Source organism: Acinetobacter sp. ABJ_C5_2, from assembly GCF_044538485.1.
Lineage (GTDB): Bacteria > Pseudomonadota > Gammaproteobacteria > Pseudomonadales > Moraxellaceae > Acinetobacter > Acinetobacter nosocomialis_A.
The window spans coordinates 1-379 of sequence record NZ_JBIUCS010000101.1 but is presented as its reverse complement, the minus strand read 5'-3'; the positions used below and the strand labels follow the sequence as shown (position 1 = coordinate 379).

The window sequence follows — 379 nt, the reverse complement described above, 5'->3', positions numbered from 1 at the left end:
CCACATACAGTAACTGTGACAGCGACCGACCCTGCAGGTAATGTGGGGATAACAGGTGCAGTGGTGACTATCGATACCACAGCACCGACAGTTGCGTTAAGTGATGTAACTACCAATGACAGTACACCTGCATTAACCGGTACAGTGAACGATCCAACAGCGACTGTGGTGGTGACTGTAAATGGTGTGGAGTATCCAGCGGTTAATAATGGCAACGGTACTTGGACACTTGCAGACAATACACTTCCAGTATTGGCAGATGGTCCACATACTGTGACTGTGACAGCAACCGACCCAGCAGGTAACGTGAGTACAACCAGTGCGGTGGTGACTGTAGATACTGCAGCAGCGAACTTGCTTGGTCTGATTACAGTACCGG

Annotated in this window: 1 protein-coding gene; it reads left to right on the top strand. The window is 49.9% G+C overall.

Annotation, left to right across the window (positions count from 1 at the left end):
• A partial coding sequence (locus tag ACH8JV_RS19550; protein WP_396523308.1) for an Ig-like domain-containing protein occupies positions 1 to 379 on the top strand: 379 nt, incomplete at both ends.